The sequence below is a fragment of the Caulobacter sp. P4_E5 genome, assembly GCF_056401555.1.
Genome location: NZ_JBFUJD010000098.1, coordinates 1 through 16,893, shown reverse-complemented (window position 1 = coordinate 16,893; position 16,893 = coordinate 1). Strand labels below are relative to the sequence as shown.

Annotated in this window: 16 protein-coding genes; 9 read left to right on the top strand and 7 right to left on the bottom strand. The window is 67.4% G+C overall.

What is annotated here, in order from left to right:
- The first annotated feature begins 2 nt into the window (after window positions 1–2).
- Window positions 3–299, top strand: coding sequence for an Hpt domain-containing protein (locus tag AC1DSO_RS22185; protein ID WP_477070872.1), 297 nt, complete (start codon window positions 3–5; stop codon window positions 297–299).
- Window positions 300–363: 64 nt separating this feature from the next.
- Here AC1DSO_RS22185 and AC1DSO_RS22180 read toward each other — a convergent pair whose 3' ends face one another.
- Window positions 364–3,456, bottom strand: coding sequence for a TonB-dependent receptor (locus tag AC1DSO_RS22180; protein ID WP_477070871.1), 3,093 nt, complete (start codon window positions 3,454–3,456; stop codon window positions 364–366).
- Window positions 3,457–3,862: 406 nt separating this feature from the next.
- Here AC1DSO_RS22180 and AC1DSO_RS22175 point away from each other — a divergent pair, with 406 nt between their 5' ends.
- Complete coding sequence (locus AC1DSO_RS22175) at window positions 3,863–4,690, top strand: TIGR00266 family protein (RefSeq protein ID WP_477070870.1); 828 nt, start codon at window positions 3,863–3,865, stop codon at window positions 4,688–4,690.
- 127 nt (window positions 4,691–4,817) lie between these two features.
- Complete coding sequence (locus AC1DSO_RS22170) at window positions 4,818–5,483, top strand: hypothetical protein (RefSeq protein WP_477070869.1); 666 nt, start codon at window positions 4,818–4,820, stop codon at window positions 5,481–5,483.
- Window positions 5,484–5,513: 30 nt separating this feature from the next.
- On the opposite strand, the gene AC1DSO_RS22165 is transcribed toward AC1DSO_RS22170, so the two are convergent.
- Both AC1DSO_RS22165 and gcvA read right to left on the bottom strand, forming a co-directional pair.
- Window positions 5,514–5,843, bottom strand: a complete 330-nt coding sequence (locus AC1DSO_RS22165) for a chorismate mutase (RefSeq protein ID WP_477070868.1) — start codon at window positions 5,841–5,843, stop codon at window positions 5,514–5,516.
- Window positions 5,844–5,891: 48 nt separating this feature from the next.
- On the bottom strand, window positions 5,892–6,848 hold the full coding sequence (gcvA, locus tag AC1DSO_RS22160; RefSeq protein WP_477070867.1) for a transcriptional regulator GcvA: 957 nt from the start codon (window positions 6,846–6,848) through the stop codon (window positions 5,892–5,894).
- A 253-nt stretch (window positions 6,849–7,101) separates the two neighbouring features.
- Between gcvA and cobA the strand changes: the two genes are divergently transcribed.
- From cobA to AC1DSO_RS22135, 5 genes are read left to right on the top strand one after another with little or no spacing between them, the layout of a single operon-like run.
- Window positions 7,102–7,956: a uroporphyrinogen-III C-methyltransferase gene (gene cobA / locus AC1DSO_RS22155; RefSeq protein ID WP_477070866.1), complete on the top strand. Its 855-nt coding sequence runs from the start codon at window positions 7,102–7,104 to the stop codon at window positions 7,954–7,956.
- The gene (locus AC1DSO_RS22150; protein ID WP_477070865.1) at window positions 7,953–8,312 is read left to right on the top strand and encodes a DUF2849 domain-containing protein; all 360 of its coding nucleotides are present in this window, start codon (window positions 7,953–7,955) and stop codon (window positions 8,310–8,312) included. Before cobA ends, AC1DSO_RS22150 begins: the two co-directional genes overlap by 4 nt.
- 11 nt (window positions 8,313–8,323) lie before the next feature.
- Window positions 8,324–9,982, top strand: a complete 1,659-nt coding sequence (locus AC1DSO_RS22145) for a nitrite/sulfite reductase (RefSeq protein WP_477070864.1) — start codon at window positions 8,324–8,326, stop codon at window positions 9,980–9,982.
- On the top strand, window positions 9,966–10,490 hold the full coding sequence (locus tag AC1DSO_RS22140; RefSeq protein WP_477070863.1) for a DUF934 domain-containing protein: 525 nt from the start codon (window positions 9,966–9,968) through the stop codon (window positions 10,488–10,490). The genes AC1DSO_RS22145 and AC1DSO_RS22140 overlap by 17 nt, the downstream gene beginning before the upstream one ends.
- Window positions 10,490–11,224, top strand: coding sequence for a phosphoadenylyl-sulfate reductase (locus AC1DSO_RS22135; protein ID WP_477070862.1), 735 nt, complete (start codon window positions 10,490–10,492; stop codon window positions 11,222–11,224). Before AC1DSO_RS22140 ends, AC1DSO_RS22135 begins: the two co-directional genes overlap by 1 nt.
- Here the strand turns inward: AC1DSO_RS22135 and AC1DSO_RS22130 are convergent.
- Together AC1DSO_RS22130 and AC1DSO_RS22125 are read right to left on the bottom strand one after the other, a co-directional pair.
- On the bottom strand, window positions 11,221–12,414 hold the full coding sequence (locus tag AC1DSO_RS22130) for an ATP-binding protein (protein WP_477070861.1): 1,194 nt from the start codon (window positions 12,412–12,414) through the stop codon (window positions 11,221–11,223). The two genes, AC1DSO_RS22135 and AC1DSO_RS22130, sit on opposite strands and share 4 nt — an antisense overlap.
- Window positions 12,411–13,106 carry a response regulator gene (locus AC1DSO_RS22125; RefSeq protein WP_477070860.1) on the bottom strand — a complete coding sequence of 232 codons (696 nt, stop codon included), beginning with the start codon at window positions 13,104–13,106 and terminating at the stop codon, window positions 12,411–12,413. The genes AC1DSO_RS22130 and AC1DSO_RS22125 overlap by 4 nt, the downstream gene beginning before the upstream one ends.
- A gap of 250 nt (window positions 13,107–13,356) precedes the next feature.
- Here AC1DSO_RS22125 and AC1DSO_RS22120 point away from each other — a divergent pair, with 250 nt between their 5' ends.
- Complete coding sequence (locus AC1DSO_RS22120) at window positions 13,357–13,992, top strand: porin family protein (RefSeq protein WP_477070859.1); 636 nt, start codon at window positions 13,357–13,359, stop codon at window positions 13,990–13,992.
- A 22-nt stretch (window positions 13,993–14,014) separates the two neighbouring features.
- Here AC1DSO_RS22120 and AC1DSO_RS22115 read toward each other — a convergent pair whose 3' ends face one another.
- Both AC1DSO_RS22115 and AC1DSO_RS22110 read right to left on the bottom strand, forming a co-directional pair.
- Window positions 14,015–16,198, bottom strand: coding sequence for an acylase (locus AC1DSO_RS22115; RefSeq protein WP_477070858.1), 2,184 nt, complete (start codon window positions 16,196–16,198; stop codon window positions 14,015–14,017).
- 104 nt (window positions 16,199–16,302) lie between these two features.
- A complete protein-coding gene (locus AC1DSO_RS22110; RefSeq protein WP_477070857.1) occupies window positions 16,303–16,821 on the bottom strand; it encodes a 3D domain-containing protein in 519 nt (172 codons plus the stop codon).
- Window positions 16,822–16,893: the final 72 nt, after the last annotated feature.

The following is a 16,893-nucleotide window of genomic DNA, read 5'->3' as shown; positions in this document are numbered from 1 at the left end:
ACCTGGAAGGGTTCGCGGCGGGGGATTCCGGGGTGGTCGACGAGGTGCTGGCGCTGTTTCGCGAGCAGGCCGCGCTGTGGACGCCGATGCTCGATCCGGTCCATCCGGGCTGGAAGGACGCGGTCCATACCGTCAAGGGCGCGGCGCGCGGGGTGGGGGCCTTCGCGCTCGGCGAGGTCTGCGAACGGTGCGAGGCCGGCGAGGAGAGCCTGGAGGGCGTGCGTACGGCCCTGGACGTCGCCCTGATGGACATCGCCGCCTACGCCCACGAACAGGCGCTGCGGTCGCTGAAGGGCTGACGACAAAAAACAGGGGCCGAAGCGAACTTCGGCCCCCGAGGAGGAGAGGGTGCGATGGCCCGCCTTAGAACTTGGCGCGCATCGTGACCTGATAGGTGCGGCCGTCGTAGTCGATGCGGCGCGGCAGCATCGGGTCGTTCTCGTATTCCGAACGGGTCGCGTCGGTCAGGTTGAAGGCGTCGACCGAGATCGTCATGCTTTCGGTGAGCTTGTACGAGGCCGAGGCGTCGAGCTGGCTGCGGGCCTTGACCGTGCGGGCGTCGCCGACGAACGAGTTTCCGGCCGCCAGGTCGTACTTGTCACGCCAGTTGTAGACGAGGCGGACGCCCCAAGCCTTGGCTTCGTAGTAGCCGATCAGGTTCAGGTTGTTCTTGGACACGCTGGGCAGGGTGATCTTGTTGCCAGCCGTGTCCTTGCCGTCGATCTTCGTGCGCGAGAAGTTGAACGCGCCGCCGAAACCGCTCCAGAAGCCTGGCAGGAAGTCGAGATTCTGCTGGATGTTGAACTCGAAGCCGGTGACGGTCATCGGGCTTTGGTTGGTCTTGCCGCTGATGTTGACCTGGGCGTTCTTCAGGACGCCGCCGGCGCCGACGAAGCGGTTCGAGCTGACGCAGCGCGGCGTGCCGGCTGAGTTGTCGATGCTGAGCGTGCCCAGGTCGACGTCGACGCCGTCGATCTTGCCGCTGGCCGGGCAGAGGATCGCCTGGTCGGTGATCGGGCCGATATAGCCCTGGATCTCCTTGCGATAGGCCGCGATCGAGATCAGGCCGCCCGGGCGATTGTACCATTCCAGCGACGCGTCATACGAGTCGGAGGTGTACGGCTTGATGTCCGTGGCCCCGAGGGTGACCGTATAGACCGGGTCGGTCGGCGGGTTCACGTCGACCGGAACCTGCACGAAGGTGGTCGGCACGTTGTCGCGCGGCTGCGGCCGGACATAGGTGCGGTAGGCGGCGGCGCGGAACACCAGGTCGTCGCGCAGATCGGCCACGACGATCGCTGAGGGCAGCCAGTAGTCATAGTTCCGCTTCGACGTCTGGGTCGACAGGGAGTGGTTGATCGGCCCCGCCAGCGCCGCCAGGGCGGTGGTGCAGTTCTTACAGTTCAGGGCGACGATCTTGTTGTCGGTGTATTCGTAGCGCGTGCCGACCGTGCCGCGGACCGGAACGCCGAACAGGTCGGTCTTGAACTTGGCCGCGATATACGCCGAGAAGACGTCGTTCTGGTTGCTGAAGTTGTTGTTCCAGTAGTTGCCGTCCGTGTAGTTGTTCACCACGCCGTAGGGCGTCAGGAACACGCCGGGTGCGCCCAGGGCGAACTGGTCGGGCAGGCCGTTCGGATTGGTCGCCGTGCGCAGGTTGGTGTTGACCGGCGTGATCGCTTTCAGGATTCGGTCGATGTCGACGTTCATCCAGTTCGATGTGGCGCCGGCCGCTTGGCCGCCGAAGAAGTCGCGCGCGTAAGACAGCTGCCCGGCCATGTCGGGCGTGATGTTCTGGGTCTGGGCGCCCAGGGCGGTGTTGCGCGAGCCGCTGGAGGTGAACTTGTTGTGCTCGGCCCGGCCGCCGAAGGTCAGGTTGGTGATGAAAGAACCGTCCAGCGTGCGGTCGAAGTCGAGCTGGAACGCGTCCAGCACGTTGTCGGCCTGGCCGCTGGTGCCGGTGACGCCGAAGCGGTCGGCCGCGGTGGTCGCCGACTGGCCCGGCATCTGGGCGCCGGCCTGGGTCGGCGCGGTCGGGGTGGCCGGGATCAGGAAGCCGCCGGTCGGCAGGTGGGTGGCGTGCGGCGTGTTGAGCACGGCCGTGTAGTTCGAAAGGTCCGAACCACCCAGATACACCGAGGTGGTGATGCCGTTCAGGCCGGCCGAGCCGAGGTTGCGGTAGGGGTTCTGGACGACGTCCAGTTCGATCTGGTTGGCCTGGGCCTTGGCGCGCGAGACGGTCAGGTTGGCGGTGGCCTTCCAGTCGTCGTTCTTGAACTCCAGGGTCGGGTTGATCGCCCAGGTCTGGTTCTTCGCGGGCTCGGAGCGCACCGAGTCGAAGGTGTTGATGTTCTCGGCCGAGAACTTGTTGACGTAGGCGCGGTCGCCGTTCGGCGTCTTGACAATGTAGGGCGTGCCGATGTCGGTGATGTGGGCGACGGCCGAGGTCGCCGTCAGGGCGGTGTTGGTGTTGTTGCCCGGACCGGCGTCGATATAGAGCAGGTTGTTGGTCGCCTCATCCAGCTTGCGCTTGGTGATGAAGCCGTTGGCGCCGAACTTCCAGCTGTCGTTGATCCGCCATTCGAAGCCGGTCGCGGCCGACAGGGTCGTGCCGCGGTTGAACTTGACCAGCTGGCGGGTCTGGCTTGGGTAGTAGACGCCGCCCGGATACTTGGCGATCAGGGCGTCATAGACCGGGTTGTTGCCCGGCGTGGCCTGGTTGCCGACCTGGATCGAGCCCAGGCGGTTGGCCCACGAGTTCACGGTGATCGAGTCRCGGCGGAACTTCTCGTCCTTCCAGGCGACGACGCCGAACACGGCGAAATCGTCGGTCAGGTGCTTGTTGTAGCCGAGCGAGGCCTGCGGGCTGCCGAGGTCGCCCAGGTCGTTGTGCTCGTAGGACAGCTTGGCGAAGCCGCCGTCCTTGCGGGCCAGGGCCGGGTTGATCCGCAGGTCGATATTGCCCGAAAGACCGCCGGCCAGGTTCGACGCCGACGGCGACTTGATGACGTTGATGGCCGTGAAAATGTCGGAGTTGAACGCGCCCAGCGGGGTCGAGCCGTTCAGGATCGGATCGGCGAAGGCGCCGCCGTTCAGGGTGGTGCGCGCGAAGGTGCCGGGCAGGCCGCGCAAGCTGATCGTGGCGTTGCGGCTGTCGGCCTCGCGGTTGATCTGGACGCCGGGAATGCGCTGAATCGCCTCGCCGACGTTCAGGTCGGGGAAGCGGCCCAGGCCGTCCGACGAGATGCCGTCCGAGATTTCCAGCGTCTCGCGCTTGGTGGCGATGGCGTTGGCGTAGGCTTGACGGAAACCGGTGACGACCACCGCTTCGACGGTCTCGGCCTCGGATTTGGCGGGCGCGGCTTGCCGAGCTTCGGCGGCCGAGCCGACGGCCAGCGCCGCGCAGGACGCCATGAGCGCGGCGCGAAGAGCGAAGGTGTTGCGAGCATGGATCATCAGAAATGCCTCCCCCGGCGCACTGACCTGGCGCCCTTGGCGAGACTTATCCGACCAGTTCGCGTCCTTGTCAAGAATTGGTAATGCCACTTCGTACGAACTGGCGACCACGTGGTCAGGCCAAAACCTCAGCGTGTGGAGGGCCGCTCGTCGATGGAAGCGCGCTCAATGGTGAAAACACGCTAGGTGTTGAACTGTCGAGGAAAACCCGACCTTTCGTGCGCGGGCCGGTATGACGTGGTCGGGCGAGCCTTTGTCTCATTTGTCTGACTAATGGTATGACCAAATTAACCATGCGACTTGACCGCCCTGGAGGGCGCTTCGCGGGTCAATTTTAAAGGATGCGTAATTGGCGGGATCGGCGCGGCCTCGCTAGAACAGGGCTCTAGACACGAGGAGTTCTCCCATGCCCGCCAGCCCCTGGAGCCACCAACGCAGCGCCGGCGTCGCCGACGACATCGACTTTGAGATCAAGGGCGAGGAGCTGCAGTTCGTCGAGATCGAGCTCGATCCGGGCGAGAGCGCCGTGGCCGAGGCCGGCTCGTTCGTCTGGAAGGACGCCAGCGTCCAGATGACCACCGTATTCGGCGACGGCTCGGGCGACCAGGGCGGCGGCTTCATGGGCAAGTTGCTGGGCGCGGGCAAGCGGCTGGTGACCGGCGAGAGCCTGTTCACCACCGTCTTCACCCATACCGGCCAGGGCAAAGCGCGCGTGGCCTTCGCCTCGCCGACGCCCGGCTCGATCCTGCCGCTGAACCTGGGCCAGCTGGGCGGGACCTTGATCTGCCAGAAGGACAGCTTCCTGGCGGCGGCGCGCGGCGTCTCGATCGGTATCCACTTCCAGAAGCGGATGATGACCGGCCTGTTCGGCGGCGAGGGCTTCATCATGCAGCGCCTCGAGGGCGACGGCTGGGTGTTCGTGCAGATGGGCGGAGCCCTGGTCGAGCGCGAGCTGGCGCCCGGCGAGGAGCTGCACATCGATACGGGCTGCGTGGCGGCCTATACGCCCGGTATCGACTTCGACCTGGTGATGGCCGGCGGCGTCAAGAGCGTGCTGTTCGGCGGCGAGGGCCTGTTCTTCGCTCGCCTGCGCGGCCCTGGGAAGGTCTGGATCCAGTCGCTGCCGTTCGCGCGCCTGGCCGGCCGCATGATGCAGGCGGCGCAGGGCCAGGGCGGCAACCGCGGCGAGGGCAGCATCCTCGGCCAGTTCGGGAACCTGATCGACGGGAATTGAGGAAGCGCTACTCCGGCGCCAATGCCCAAACTATTCTGCGTGCCCATATCATCTTGCGCATAAGAATTGCATTTTATGCGCAAGATGATATATTTGTGCGCATGTCCATGGTTTTAGGAGATTTGGTGTGGCGTTTCGAGCAGATGAAGCTCAGCGGACAGGATACGATCAGATCGAAGACTACTTCGTTTCAAGGCATATCGAGGCGTCGGAGCGCGGGCGTAGCCGGGAAGCGCTAAGAGCTATCGCTGATGAACTGGGACCGGTGGTGGATGCCTATCCGACCTGGCATCCGCTCGTGAATGGAGGCCGCGACAACCGTTGGCCGGCAACGACCCCTAGCGATCGGTGTGGCTATAAAGGTTTAGATCACACGCGATTTTTCGCTAACGGCTTCATCACTTGCCCATACGGAGATGGACAAGAGGTGGTCGACTCTGTTGACGCATTGCCGCGCCACTCCATCGCCTACATCACCGCCGAGCGGCTAGACGTGCAACTCTACAACTCTCAAGCCACGCCCATTTTGGTTCGATGCACTTGGGAGCGGGAGTTGGACAGCGACGGAATGGTGCCATTGGCCATTGCGCTGCCACTGATCCTTGAACAAGAGGTACCCAATTGGCGATCTGCGGAGGTGGCTGAAACCTGGGAGACGATGCGTCCTTACTTTTTGGGAAGGCCACACGGCAGTCTCTCATCGCTTTTTGTCAGCCAAGAGACAGGGCAGGCCATTAAGAAGGTTTGGAACGCGCTGATCCACACCGGCATGTTCGGCCCGATTAAAGTCTGACGCGACCCGCGAGAGGCGGCGCTCGCACGCTTAGCCCTTCGTCCGATCCCAGCTGTCGTATTCATACGCGATGCAGCGGTCGATCAGCGTGCGCCAGACTGGTTCGGCGATGGCTTCCGACAGGCCGGTCTCGCGGGCTGTGGCCTTGACCTTGGTCACCACGTCCTCGATCCGCGCGCGGTCGAAGACCTTGCCGCGATCGGCCTTGATGCGGGCGGCGGCGTCCATGTAGCCCTGACGCTCGGTCAGGAGCTGCACCAGGGCCCGGTCCAGGGCGTCCACGCCCTGTCGCACGTCGGCCATGGTCTGGCAGTCGGCAGGCGCGAGGCGCTCGTCGACCGTGAGAGTCGTCGTTTTCATGGGCTCCTTTAAGCCGGTTCCTGCCCCTAAAACCAGAGCCGTAAGCGCCTAAATGCCCGAGCCGTTGTCCAGGGTCAGAAGGGCGGCTTCGTGGGCCTCGGCCTCGGCCTTCAGCCAGGTCACGAAGGCCTTGACCTGGGGCAGGCGGCCCTTGGCCTTGGGGTGGACGACGTAATAGGCGAAGTCGACCGCCGTGGAGGCCTCGAACGGGATCACCAGGCGCCCCGAGTCGAGGTCGGCCTGGGCCAGGGTGCGTTTGGCCAGGGCGATGCCCCGGCCGTTGGCGGCGGCCTCGATCACCAGGCTGGACTGGTTGAAGCGCGGGCCGCGCGCGCCGTCGACGCCCTTGATGCCGCGCGCCGCCAGCCACATCGCCCAGTCGGGGCAGCTGTCGTCGGCGTCGGGCGAGCCGTCGTGCAGCAGGATGTGGTGGGCCAGGTCCTCGGGACGTTCCAGGGCGTTCTCGGCCAGCAGGCCCGGGCTGGCGACCGGCACCACGGTCTCGTGCAGCAGGCGGATGACTTCCAGGCCTGGATAGCGGCCCGAGCCGTAGCGGATGGCCATGTCGACCTCGCCGGTGGCGAAGTCCACGACCTCCATGCCAGCCGACAGCCAGACATCGACCTGGGGATGAGCCTGCTCGAACTTGCCCAGGCGCGGCACCAGCCACTTGGCGGCGAACGAGGGGGCGGCGGTCAGGGTCAGGCGGCGGCCGTCGACGGCGGCGGTCAGCAGGCTGGCGGCCTCGGCTAGCCGGTCGAAAGCCTCACGCAGGGCTGGCAGGGCGGTCTGGGCCGCGTCGGTCAGCAGCAGGCCCTTGGGCGTGCGCTTGAACAGGGCGGCCCCGACATAGTCCTCGAGGTTCTGGATCTGCTGGCTGACGGCGCCGGGCGTCACCGACAGCTCGTCGGCGGCGCGGCTGAAGTTCAGATGCCGCGCGGCGGCCTCGAACGCGCGCAGGGCGTTCAGGGGCGGCAGGCGGCGGCGCTCGTTCGGTCTTTCCATGAGTTTTACTGAACGCCCCGGCAGAAGTCCTTGTTTGCGAATTGGCCTCTTCGCGCCGAGTTTGCAAGCGTTCGCTGACGGATTGGCCCTTTTCGTTAGTGGACGCCGTGGGGGCGATCGCAAGGTCGCCCCCACTATTTCTTCCAGGGTAGGGCGGGGTGGTCTGAAAAGGCCGCCCCGCATTGCGTTGAAAACTCAAGGGTCGCGCGGCGGCGAAATCTCGCTCCGCGCCTTATAGAGGACCTGACACCCGATGGCCCCTCGCACGGCGCCGCCCAGCCAGTCTGGCCGCAAGTCCGGTCTCGTCGTCGTCGGCGGGACGCGGACCACGCGTGTCCCGGGAGCGGTGTGGCTGGTGGGGGCCGGTCCCGGCGATCCGGATCTCCTGACCTTCCGCGCCTTCAACGCCCTGCGGGCGGCCGACGTCGTGGTGCACGACGGCCTGGTCTCCGACGAGATCCTCGACCTGGCGCCCTCGGCGGCGCGGCGGATCAACGTCGCCAAGCGCAAGTCGCGCCACACCCTGCCGCAGGACGACATCAACCAGCTGATCGTGGCCCTGGCCCTGGAGGGCCTGACCGTTGTCCGCTTGAAGGGCGGCGATCCGTTCCTGTTCGGCCGTGGCGGCGAGGAGCTGCTGGCCTGCCGCGCCGCGGGCGTCGACTGCCACGTCGTGCCCGGTGTCACCGCCGCGCTGGCCGCCAGCGCCGGCGCTGGCGCGCCGCTGACCCATCGCGGCGCGGCCCAGGCCGTCACCTTCGTCACCGGGCACGCCGCGCATGGGGAACCCGATCTCGATTGGACCGCCCTGGCGCGTCCCAACCAGACCGTCGTCGTCTATATGGGCGTCTCGACCGCCGGCCTGATCGCCGAGCGCCTGACCGCCGCCGGCCGCGCGGGCTCGACCCCGGCCCTGGTCGTCGAGAACGCCAGCCGCGCCGACGAGCGCCGCATCCTGACCACCCTGGCCGACCTGGCCCAAGCCGCCGAAGGCCTGACGGGTCCGGCGCTGCTGATGGTTGGCGAGGCGATGGCGATGGCCGACGTCGCGCCGGCGGCCGATCTGGTTTCCCATTCCCTGCCGTTCGAGCGGAGCTCGCGCCCATGAAGGCCATCACCGCCAACCGCCTGATCGACGGCGATGTGGTATTCTGGAAGGGCGGCCAGTGGGTCGAAAGCTTCGGCGACGCCGAGCTGTTCGACGCCGATGAGCCGATCGAGGCCGCCGTCGCCACGGGCAAGAGCCAGCCGACCGTCGTGGTCGACGTCTATCCGATCGACCTGATCGAGTCCGAGGGCCGCTGGGCGCCGCTCAGCTACCGCGAACGCATCCGGGCCCTGGGCCCCACCAACGAACCCACGCACGGCAAGCAGGCCGAGGGCGGCGACGTCGTCGAGGCCCTGCGCCACGCCGCGGGCGCGGCGCGCTCGACCGGCCGCGTCGATCTGATCCGCAGGAAGTAGGGCGGAAAGCCATGTACCAGTACGACGTCATCGACCGCGAATTCCTGATCGACCGCTCGAACGAGTTCCGCGGCCAGGTCGGCCGCCGCCTGGCCGGCGAGATCACCGAGGACCAGTTCAAGCCGCTGCGGCTGATGAACGGCCTCTATCTGCAGCTGCACGCCTACATGCTGCGGATCGCTATTCCGTACGGCTCGCTGAACCCGACCCAGACCCGCCGTCTGGCCGAGATCGCGCGTGACTACGACAAGGGCTACGGCCATTTCACCACGCGCCAGAACATCCAGTTCAACTGGATCAAGCTGAAGGACGCGCCGGACATTCTGGACAAGCTGGCCGAGGTGGATCTGCACGCCATCCAGACCAGCGGCAATTGCATCCGCAACACCACGTCCGATCCCTATGCCGGCGCCACGGCCGAGGAGATCGACGATCCGCGCGTCTGGTCCGAAGTGATCCGCCAGTGGTCGACCCTGCACCCGGAATTCTCGTTCCTGCCGCGCAAGTTCAAGATCGCCATCACCGCCTCGGCCAAAGACCGCACCGCGGCCAAGGTGCACGACATCGGCCTGCTGCTGCGCCAGGGACGCGACGGGACGCACGGTTTCGAGGTGATCGTCGGCGGCGGCCAGGGGCGCACGCCCTATGTCGGCCCGACCATCAAGCAGTTCCTGCCGACCGACCGGCTGCTGAGCTACCTGGAAGCCGTCCTGCGCGTCTACAACCGCCACGGCCGCCGCGACAACATCTACAAGGCTCGGATCAAGATCCTGGTCGCCGCCCTGGGGGCCGAGGAGTTCGCGCGCCAGGTCGAGGAGGAGTGGAGCAAGATCGACGGCGCCCGCGCCGACCTGCCCGCCGCCGAGCTGGCCCGCATCCGCGCGTCGTTCGCCAAGACCCCGTTCGAGATCCTGCCGGCCCGTTCGGAAGCCTTCGAGGTCGCCAAGACCCATGACAGCGCCTTCGCCCGCTTCGTGCGCAACAATGTCCGCGCCCACAAGCAGCCGGGCTATGCGATCGTCGAGGTCTCGCTGAAGGCTCCGGATCAGACGCCGGGCGACGCCTCGGCCGATCAGTTGGAGTTGGTTGCCGACCTGGCCGAGCGCTACAGCTTCTCGGACCTACGCGTGACCCACGCCCAGAACCTGGTGCTGCCGCACGTGAAGCAGGACGACCTGCCGACCGTGTTCGCGGCCCTGCAGGCGGCGGGCCTGGCCACGCCGAACATCGACCTGATCAGCGACATCATCGCCTGCCCRGGCCTGGACTACTGCGCCCTGGCCAATGCCCGCGCCATCCCGATCGCCCAGGACATCGCCCGCCAGTTCGCCGATCCCGATCGCGCGGAGGAGGTCGGCGAGCTGAAGATCAAGATCAGCGGCTGCATCAACGCCTGCGGCCACCACCACGTGGCCCACATCGGCATTCTGGGCGTCGATAAGAAGGGCGAGGAGTTCTACCAGCTGTCGCTGGGCGGCTCCGGCGCCGAGGACGCCTCGATCGGCAAGATCCTGGGCCCGGCGCTCCCCGCGGACAAGGTGGCGACGGCCGTCGAGCAGTTGGTCGGGGCCTATCTCAACGTCCGCGCCGACGGCGAGCGCTTCCTCGACACCTATCGCCGCGTGGGCCTCGAGCCCTTCAAGGAGGCTGTCTATGCCCAAGCTGATTGAGCTGGCGGACGGCGAGGCCCGCTGGGCCGACGACGCCTTCGTCCACGTCGCCGACGAGGACGCCATTCCCGACGCGGGCGACGTGATCCTGTCGCTGGCCCGCTTCGAGGCCGAAGGCGACGCCCTGCTGTCGTCGAACAGCCGCCGCGTCGGCGTGCGCATCGAGTCCGACCAGGAGGTCGAGGTTCTGGCCTATGACCTGCCGCGCATCGCGGTGGTGGCCCTGGCCTTCCCGAAATACCGCGACGGCCGCGCCTATACCTCGGCCCGCCTGCTGCGTGAGCGGTTCGGCTACCAGGGCCAGGTCCGCGCGGTGGGCGACGTGCTGCAGGAGCAGGCCGGCTTCATGGTCCGCTGCGGCTTCGACGCCTTCGAACCCGCCGACGGCGCGACGCCCGAGGCCTGGACCAAGGCCGCCCGCCGCTTCCGCCACGTCTATCAGCGCGCCGCCGACGACCGCCCTCCTGCTTTCGAGGAACGGCTGGCGTTCGAGGAAAGGGCCTCCTGATGGCTTACGACCAGACCGGCGCGACGGCTCCCGGGCTGGCGGCTCGGCTGGACGCCGAGCTGCGCGACGCCCATCCGCTGACCATCCTGCGCGCCGCCCACGAGCACTTCGGAAACCGGCTGGCCCTGGTCTCATCGTTCGGGGCGGAGTCGGCCGTGCTGCTGCACCTGGCCTCGCAAGTGTCGCCGGCCATCCCGGTGTTGTTCCTCGACACTGGCATGCTGTTTGGCCAGACGCTGGACTATCGCAAGAACGTCGCCGCCCAGTTCGGCCTGACCGACGTGCGCGACCTGCGCCCGGCCTTCGCGGACCTGGCGACCCAGGACCCGAACTCGGACCTGTGGCGCGCCAGCGTCGACGCCTGCTGTAACATCCGCAAGGTGCTTCCGCTGGACCGGGCTTTGGGCGGCTTCGACGCCTGGATCACCGGCCGCAAGCGCTTCCACGGCGGCGACCGCCTGAGCCTGCCGGTGGTCGAGGAGGCCGACGGCAAGATCAAGTTCAACCCGCTGGCCAACTGGGGCAAGGCGGAGCTGGACGCCTATGTGGCCGAGCACGCGCTGCCGACCCATCCGCTGGTGGCCCAAGGCTACGCCTCGATCGGCTGCTGGCCGTGCACCAAGCCCTCCGAGGACGGCCGGTCGGGCCGCTGGGCGGGCCAGGAAAAGACCGAGTGCGGCATCCACGTCGCCCGCGCGCCGGGCGTCGCTTCGAACGTGGGCGGGGATATCTAAGCCGGCAGGCGCACGGATCGGGGCAGGGCCAGGCGCTGAGCGTCGTCGCGAGCCAGGAACCGCAGCTCCACCACCGCGCCGCCGTTGCGCCGGTTGCGGATTGTGATCTCGCCGCCGTGCGCGTCGGCCAGCGCCTTGACCACCGCCAAACCCAGGCCCGAGCCGCCCGTCGCCCGGGTCCGCGACAGGTCCGCGCGCCAGAAACCCTCGAAAGCGCGATGGTCCGCCGGAAAGCCGGGGCCACGATCGGCGGCCTGCAGCACGCATTCGCCATCCTGGACAAAGGTGCGGACCGACAGGCGACCGCCCTCGGCGGCGTAGCGGCGGGCGTTCTCCAGAATCGCCCGCAGCATCTGGCGCACGCGGGCGGGGTCGGCGCGAACGAGGGCGGGCTCCAGATCGGTCTCGACGATCATCTCGGCCGCCGTGAATTGCGGCGCCAGGGCGTGAAGCACCGAGCGCGTTTCCTCGGCCAGATCGCAGTCGGCGACTTCCAGAGACAGGGCGCCGGTCGAGACCAGGCTGACCGTGCGCAGGTCGTCGATGATCCGCGACAGGTCGTGCACCTGGGTCAGCAGCGCGCGCATCTGCGCATCGTCGCGCGGAAAGACGCCGTCCAGCGCACCCTGGATATAGCCGTTCAGCACGGTCAGGGGCGTGCGCAGCTCGTGGGCGATGGCGGCGGATTGGAACCGCATCCGTCGCTCGGAGCTCTCCAGCGCCTCGGCCTGGGCGTTGAAGCCGTCGACCAGGCTCTGCAGTTCGCGGGTCAGCTTCGGCGGCGGGACGATGCGGTGGCTGAAGTCACCGGCGCCGATCTTCTTGGCCCCGTCGGCGACGGCGTTGACGGGCTCGGCGAAGCGATGCGCGATCCGCCCGGCGAACCAGACGCAGAGGGCGATGACCAGCAGCGACAAGACCGCCACGCCCGCGTAGCTCAGCACGATCGCGCGAGTCTGTTCAGCGGCCATCGCCTTCAGCAAGGCCAACATGTCGGCATGGGAAGGGACCTCGTTGCGGTCCAGCTGTTCGATGGCGTGGGCGAGACGGGCGGGAATGCGGCTCTTGATCTCCAGATTGATCAGCCTGTCGATCCCGGCCGAGGCCGTGGCGATAAAGACGACCGCGCAGACCAGCATGCTGGCGACGGCCATGCCCAGGCGGCGGGCGAGGGTGGGCGGGGCCTTCACGTCGCGCCCACCAGGCGATAGCCGACGCCGCGGACATTGACGACGAAGCCCATCGCCCCCGCCGTCTCCAGCTTGCGCCGCAGATTGCTGACGTGACTGTCGACGGTGCGCTCCAGGGCGTCGCTGTCAGGCAGGCAGGCGTCCAGGATCTCGGCCCGACCCAGCACCCGCATCGGCGCGTTCAGAAACTGCACCAGGATGCGAAACTCGCTGAGTGTCAGGTTCAGGGTCGTCGCGCCGGCGTCGCGATCAACCACGCGGGCGAGGTGGGCCGAAAGGTCGGCCTCGATCGGGCCGTGGCGCAGCATTCCGGCTCGGCCGCCGCCGCGGGTCCGCCGCAGCACCGCCTTGACCCGCGCCACCACCTCGGCCGGGTTGAAGGGTTTGACTACATAGTCGTCGGCCCCCATCCGCAGGCCCGTGAGGCGGTCGATGTCCTCGGCCATGGCGGTGGCGAAGATCACCGGCGTGTCGCCGCGCCGCCGCACCTCGGCCAGCACGGCGTATCCGTCCATCTTGGGGATGTTGACGTCCAGCAGCAGAAGGTCGGGATTGAGGCTGCGGTGCTGCTGCAGGGCGACCTCGCCGTCGGTGGCGCAGACCACGCGCAGGCGCTCGCGCTCCAGATAGGTCTGCAGAATGCGGGCGATGTCGGGGTCGTCCTCGACCACGCAGATCAGCGCGTTTTCCATCTTCGGGATCCTGAACCTGGGCCGCGCATCCTGCCGGGGGAGTGTCGAGGTTTCGTGGAGGTTCGGCGAAAGCCTCGCGATCCCCACGCAAGGGCCCGGCGATCGTCGTTCTGGCAAATGAATTAGTCTTAAGGTCGCCCGCACGCGGTCTCCACACTTCCCGCGCAGACCCTCCATCGCCTCCCGCCACCAAGGCTCCACGTCCAGCCGGCCCATCCGCCGGCGTCGTCAACGAGATGGAGTCTCTCTCATGCTGAAAACCACGATCATCGCCGCGGCCCTGCTGAGCACGGCCTTCGCCGCCCCTGCCATGGCCCAGGACGCCGACGCCCTGAGCGGCTTCTACGCTGGGGCTGAGGCCGGCTATGCCAAGCCCAAGACCAAGCTGGACTTCACGCCCAAGACGGGCGCCGCCGCCGCGGGTTCAGCCAACAAGACCGGCTTCGACTACAGCGGCTTCGTCGGTTACGGCGCGGTGGTCGGCGAAAGCCTCTATCTGGGCGGCGAGGCGTCGCTGGGCGCTGGCGGCGGCAAGGCCTCGCGCACCCTGGCCGGCTCCAGGGTGACGATCGATCCGGGCCTGCGCTACGGCGCGGCCGCCCGCGCGGGCTTCGTCATCACCGAAGGCGGCCTGCTGTACGGCAAGGTCGGGCTGGAGCGCCGCAAGGTCGAGGCCTCGATCATCGGCTCCAAGAAGAAGCTGACCGAGAAGGGCCTGGTGTACGGCGTCGGCTACGAACAGCTGCTGACCGGCAACCTGTTCCTCCGGGCGGAAGCCCTGCGCGTGAAGTACGACGACAAGGCGGTGACCTTCGCCGGCGGCGAGAAGCTCAAGCTGGACGGCAATGAGACCCGCTTCAACCTCGGCGCGGTTCTGCGGTTCTAGGCTTGCCTCATGCCGCCCGGGGCTATTCCCCCGGGCGGTACGTCTTCACGGCGTGCTTCTTGACGTCCTCGGGATAAAAATAGACGTCGCGCAGATTGCCTTGGCTGTACCTCAGCGCCTGGTCGTTGAAGTGCGGGGAGGCCGGGTCGCCGCTCTCGCCGCCGGCCGAGACCGCCCGGGCCCGGACCCTGTCGCCGAACTCGACGACGGCCACGAAGCTGTTGCCCAGGGTCCCATAGTACTTCTTGGTCCCCGGCCAGCGCTTGGCCCCGAACGAGGCCAGCGAGCCCCACTGAGCCGAGGTGAACGGCACCGGGAGGCTGGGCTTGGCATCGTCGAAGGTCTGGACGATCGCGCCGTCGTTGCGCTGGAAGCGGTTGATCTGGCCCCACGGCGTCTTCCACGCCCCGAAGTCGGCGACGAGGCGATCGGACGCCTCGGCCAGGGCGGCCAGCTTGTCGGCGACGGTCAGCTTGTCGGCCATGTAATCGTAGGTGTTCAGCCCCTGGGCCTTGGCGGCCGGCGCGGCCTTGGCCCACATCGCCTCGCCCCAGAACACGGCCAGCGAGGTTTCCGTGGACCGGGCCGACCAGCGGCGGTCCCAAGCCTTCAGCGCGGCGACCTGGTCGGCCACCTTGGCCTTCAGCGGATCGCCGTCGGGCGTGGCGGCGTAAGCGGTCTCCAGCGTCGGGATCATCCGCGCGAAGGCCGTCAGGTACGGGTCATAGGCCTTGTCGATCAGCCCGCCCAGGGTGAGGTTCTTGGCGTCCTTCAGCACGAGGTCGGCGTGGACTCCGCGCGGGTTCTCGCCGGCGGAATCCATGTACTTCGGATAGTCGGCCTTCTTGGGGCTGTAGGGGCCGGCGGCCGTGTAGGGCCAGTTGTTGGTGTTGAAGGCCCAGCCGTTCGGTGGGTTCAGCACGTGCGGCGCGTCCTTTAGATCGTGCAGGCCCTTCCAGTCGGTGGCCGGGTCCGAGCCATCCACGGGCTTGGTGTAGTCGAAGCGGTCGTCGCGCACCGGAATGAACTGCGGGTGCAGATAGGCGATCTCGCCCTTGGAGTCGGCGAACAGGGTGTTGTTCGACGAATTGGCCTTCAGCTGCGCCACCTTCATGAAGCTGGCGTAGTCGGTCGCCTTGGTGCGCAGGAACGACTGCTCCAGCGCCGCCATCGGCCTGTTCATCAGGGCGATGCTGATCCACTTGCCATCGGCCTCGCGGACGATCGGGCCGTGATGGGTCTTGAAGACGGTGAAGCGCTTTTCCGCCATCGTCCCGTCGGCGGCGCGGTAAGGGACCGCGATCACCTCGCTCTTCAGCGGGCGCAGTTCCTTGCCGTACTTGTAGAAGTGCTTCCCGTCCTTCTCGACGATGGTCTCGGCGAACTCGTCGACCACGTCGACGCCGCTGGAGGTATGCATCCAGCCGGCCTTGGCGTTGAAGCCCTGGTAGATGAAGAACTGGCCCCAGGTCGTGGCGCCGTAGGCGTTGAGGCCCTCGTCGCTGGCCACCTGCATCTCCGAACGGAAGAAGAAGCTGGTGTGCGGATTGATCAGCAGCAGGGCGTGGCCCTCCAGCGTGTTCTTCGGGGCGATGGCGAAGCCGTTTGAGCCCTTGGGCTCCTTGAACAGCAGGCCCTTCTCGTCGGCGGTCATGGCTAGCTGCCGCTGACCGTAGAAGGCCTCGAGCTGGGTCAGGGCCACCCGCTCGATGTCGCCGCCGATGCTGCCTTCCGAGAAGCTGAGCGCCATCCAGGGCTCGAACTTGGTGATGACGCGCGGCTTCACGTCGGGATGGGTGGCCAGGTAGAAGTTCAGCCCGTCGGCCCAGCCGTTCATCAGCGCCTTCAGCCACGGCGGGCTCCTGGCGTAGTCGGCTTTCAGCACGGCCGGATCGATGAACAGCTTCTGGCGCAGGTCGGCCCAGATCGCCTTCTCGCCTTCCGCCTCGGCCGTGCGGCCTAGCGAGGTCATGAAGTTGGTCTCGACGCGGTTGAAGTCGTCCTCGGCCTGGGCGTAGGCCATGCCGAACACCGCATCGGCGTCGGTCTTGCCGTGGATGTGGGCGATGCCCCAGTCGTCGCGGACGATCTGAACCTTGGCCGCCCGGGCCTTCAAGCCGGAGAGGTCGTCAGCGGCGTTGGCCGGCGAGGCGGCGAGAACGGCGGCGGCCATCAAGGCCAGGACGCTGACGGACAGAACACGCATGAACGACCTCCCGAGCCCATCGAGGGCCTCGAACGGTCATCACCTGTAGGGGGAACATGGCCGAGCGCCAAGACGGCGAAGCTCGGAGGAGGCGGCGGCGCCCGTTATTGCGGCGGGCAGCCCTTGAATTGGCCGACCTGGCTGACCGAAAGGCTGGAAAGATCAATGCCGCGGAGCGTCTTCATCGAGGCGGCGCCGACGCCGCTGAACAGGTCCAGCTTCAGGCCCTTGATCGCGCCGCCGATGTCGGAGGCGTACCAGTAGCCGTCGTGCGTGCCGCCGTCGGGCATGGGCAGGCCGACAGTTTCCTTGATGAAGATCACGGTGCGGCGCGGGATCACCTTGGGATCGACCGCGACGGTGCGCATGGCCGCGACCTTGCAGCCCAACGAGTCGAGCGCGCGGATGCCCTTGGCGCCGGCGTGATACATCGTCGCCTTCATCTTGAACTCGACGGAGCCGGGCAGGGCGCCGCCGCTCAGGGCCGAGGTGATCAGCTCGCCCAGCGGATCGGCGCGCGAAGTCTGGTCGGACGAAGAGTCCGGGCCGGCGGCGGCGATGGCGGGGAAGGCGAATGCGGAGATGACCGCGGTGGCCAAAATTCCGGCGAGCTTGCGTCGCATCGAGGGTGTCCTCTTATCGGCGTATCTGTCGGGCGGCGGTCTGGATATTCGGATCACGGCCCTGTGACAACC